This window comes from Candidatus Methylomirabilota bacterium, from assembly GCA_036005065.1.
Classification (GTDB): Bacteria; Methylomirabilota; Methylomirabilia; order Rokubacteriales; family DASRDR01; genus DASYQW01.
Genome location: DASYQW010000310.1, coordinates 1 through 3,311, shown reverse-complemented (window position 1 = coordinate 3,311; position 3,311 = coordinate 1). Strand labels below are relative to the sequence as shown.

The window sequence follows — 3,311 nt, the reverse complement described above, 5'->3', positions numbered from 1 at the left end:
CCGGCGTCGCCGGGAGGCCTCCGGCGTCAGCGCGTCTTCCAGAGCTTCTCCATCGCGCCCCGGAAGTCGTCCAAGGCCTGGCGGGGCTTGTCCAGCGCCCCTCGCAGCTTGTCCTGCACCTCGCGCATCGGATCCTGGGCCCAGGGACCCGCCCGACCGGCCGAATTTCTGGCTCAGTCCGCCCGACGCGGCGCGCGGCTCGGGTCGAGCGGCCAGGTTATTCCGACAGGCTCCTGGACCTTGACGGCGCCGGCCGTGGGGCCGTCGACCATGTAGCGGATTCGTCAGCGGGCCCGAGCGGTCACGATCGGCGGGATCCGGTCCATCCAGGGCGCCGCCGCCTCGAAGGCCGCCGCCGCCCGCAGCACCGCCGCCTCCTGGCGCCGGCGCCCCACGAGCTGGAGACCGACCGGCAGCCCGCGACGCGTCATGCCGCACGGCACTGAGATCGCCGGCAGTCCCGTCAGCGTGATGGCGTAGGTGAGGAACGCCCACTGGATGTAGTGCTCGAGCGGCTTCCCGTTGATCTCCGTCGGATACGGCTGCTCGACGGGGAAGGGCTCCACCGGCGCGGTGGGAAGGACGAGCAGGTCGTATCGCTCCAGGAAGGACCGGACCCGGTGCCAGAGCGCCGTTCGGAGCCGCTCCCCCCGCGCGATCGCCTCGGGCGTGAGCTGAAGTCCCTGCTCGACGTTCCAGACCAGGCCCGGCTGCATCTCGGACCGCCACCGGGAGAGCTTGTCGGCGTGGAGCGCCACCATCGAGACGCCCCGGGTGGCCAGCACGATCTCGGGCACCTCGCCGAAGTCCGGGCAGGCCGCGTCCACGCGGGCGCCGAGCGCGCGAAGGACGCGCGTCGCGTCCTCGGTCACCCGCGTCACCTCGGGCTCGACCGGGAGGAGGCCGTTGAGATCCGGGCTCCACGCCACGCGCCATCCCCGGATGGACGGCGCTCGCACCGCGCGAGGGAACTCGCGGGTGTCCACGGCATAGGAGAGCGGAGCACGGTCGTCGGGACCGGCGACCACGGCCAGCATCAGCGCCGTGTCGGCGACGGTCCGCGCCATGGGCCCGGTCACGCTCAGGGAATCCCAGGCGAGCTCCTTGGGATAGACAGGGACGAGGCCGGCGGTGGTCCGGAAGCCAACCACGCCGCAGAAGGCGGCCGGGAGGCGGAGCGAGCCCCCCAGATCGCTGCCCTGGGCGAGGGGCCCCATCCCGGTGGCGAGGGCGACGGCCGCGCCGCCGCTCGAGCCACCGCAGGTGAGGCGCGGATCCCAGGGATTGCGGGTCGCGCCGAAGACGGCGTTGAAGGTGTTGCCGCCCGCGCCGAACTCCGGGGTGTTCGTCTTTCCCACCACGATGGCCCCCGCGGCCTTGAGGCGCTGGACGACGAGGGCATCCTCGTCCGGCACGTGATGCTCGAAGATCCGGGAGCCCCAGGTCGTCCGGATCCCCCTGGTCGGCGTCAGGTCCTTGATGGACACCGGCACCCCGTGGAGCGGCGGGAGCGCGGACCGGCGCCGGAGCGCGCGGGTGGCGGCCCGCGCCGCCTGGAGGGCGGAGTCCCGGGCCACCGTGACGTAGGCGTTCAGCCCGGGGTTGAGGGCATCGATGCGCGCCAGGACTGCGTGCATCACCTCGAGCGGCGACGCCTTCCGCGCCCGGAAGAGCCGGACCAGCTCGGCCGCCGGGGTGAAGCAGAGGTCCCGGTCAGCCATCGCCGCGACGAAACAGCACGACGCCTTCCCGGAGCGCGCCCAGGACGAGCGGGTTGCCCTGAGCCTGCATCCGCTCGAGCTCGTCGCGGGTATACGGGAAGAGGTCCACGCCGACGGGGAACCGGGTGGGCAGGAACTCGGGGATCCGCCCCGGGAACGGCCGGTCCGAGGTGCTCAGGACGAGCAGCAGGTCGACGTCGCTCCCTGGCACAGGCGTCCCGTGTACCAGCGAGCCGAAGAGAATCACCTCTTCGAGCTCCGGGTGGCATGCCGCGAGGGTCTGGACGTACTCGTCCAGCGCCCGCCGGACAGCCTCTCTATCGAAATAGGTGATGCTTACAGTACTCAAGGATTCGCTCCGCTCCGTCGATGGCCCGCTGGGCCTCGCCCCGTGTGTAGTCACCGGCGCTCAGTCGAGCGGAGGGCGCCGATCTTTCCACGGCAGGGCCGCCTCGACGCTCGCCGCGGCCCCCAGGACTCGGGCATCCTCGCGCCACCGCCGGCGATCTGGAGGCCGACCGGGAGGCCCTGCCCGTCCCAGCCACACGGGACGGAGATCGCCGGGTAGCCGCTGAAGTCGTCCTGGCCCATGGCGCCTCGATTATACTGGCAAGGCGGCGCCCCGGGCGCCGCCATCGTTGCCACACCGAGGAGGAACATCATGTCGCATGGCGAGGCGGACGAGGGACGGGCCCTGTTCGACATCCAGAAGGTCACCGATGGCGTGTACTCGGCGGTGGCCGTGCCCGCTTACCGGGTCAACTCGAATGCGGCGATCGTCGAGAACGACGACGGGCTGCTCGTCGTCGACTCGCACTCCAAGCCCTCGGCGGCCCGGGTGCTGGTCGAGACGCTCCGGGAGCTCACCCCCAAGCCGGTGCGCTACCTCGTGAACACCCACTTCCACTGGGACCACTGGCAGGGCAACGAGGCCTACCCGGCCGCCTACCCCGGGGTCGAGGTCATCACCAACGACATCACCCGGGAGGCGATGGTCCGCAAGAGCCTCAAGCGGATCCAGGACCACCTCCGGTCCGGCCCGGCCGAGCTGGCCCAGCTCCGCGCCGAGCTGGCCGCCGCCCAGAGCGCCGATGCGCGCGCCCGGATCCAGTCGAACATCCGGCAGGCCGAGGCCTATCTGGCCGAGGTCCGGGCCCTCAAGCCGGCGCTCCCGACGATGGCCTTCGAGAACACGATGCGGCTCTTCAGGGGCGACCGCGAGATCCACCTCCTCTACCTGGGGCGGGCCCACACGGAAGGCGACGTCTTCGTCTACCTGCCCCGGGAGAAAGTCGTCATCACCGGCGACTGCGTCATCGGCTGGACGCCCTACATGGGCGACGGCTACCCAGAGGACTGGGTCCGAACCCTCGGGCGGCTCGAGCAGCTCGACTTCACGACGATGATCATGGGCCACGGCGAGCCGGCCGGGAAGGACTGGCTGCAGAGGTTCCGGAGCTACCTCGAAGACCTCGTGGCCGCGGTGCGCCGCGAGGCGGCCGCCGGCGCCAGCCTCGACGAGGTGAAGCAGCGCGTGTCGGCCGAGCTCGCCCCCAAGCACGAGGCGACCTTCGCGAAGTACGCCGCCTA

Annotated in this window: 3 protein-coding genes; 1 reads left to right on the top strand and 2 read right to left on the bottom strand. The window is 71.6% G+C overall.

The window, feature by feature from the left end:
• Positions 1-284: 284 nt before the first annotated feature.
• Complete coding sequence (locus tag VGW35_21205) at positions 285-1,721, bottom strand: amidase (GenBank protein ID HEV8310190.1); 1,437 nt, start codon at positions 1,719-1,721, stop codon at positions 285-287.
• Positions 1,714-2,070, bottom strand: coding sequence for a nucleotidyltransferase domain-containing protein (locus VGW35_21200; protein ID HEV8310189.1), 357 nt, complete (start codon positions 2,068-2,070; stop codon positions 1,714-1,716). The genes VGW35_21205 and VGW35_21200 overlap by 8 nt, the downstream gene beginning before the upstream one ends.
• A gap of 312 nt (positions 2,071-2,382) precedes the next feature.
• Between VGW35_21200 and VGW35_21195 the strand changes: the two genes are divergently transcribed.
• Positions 2,383-3,311 (top strand): MBL fold metallo-hydrolase (locus VGW35_21195; GenBank protein HEV8310188.1); only part of this gene is annotated, 929 nt, incomplete at its 3' end.

Bases quoted from the DNA above. Each gene is read 5' to 3' on its own strand.
- VGW35_21205 (HEV8310190.1), bottom strand. From the start codon at position 1,721: ATGGCTGACCGGGACCTCTGCTTCACCCCGGCGGCCGAGCTGGTCCGG.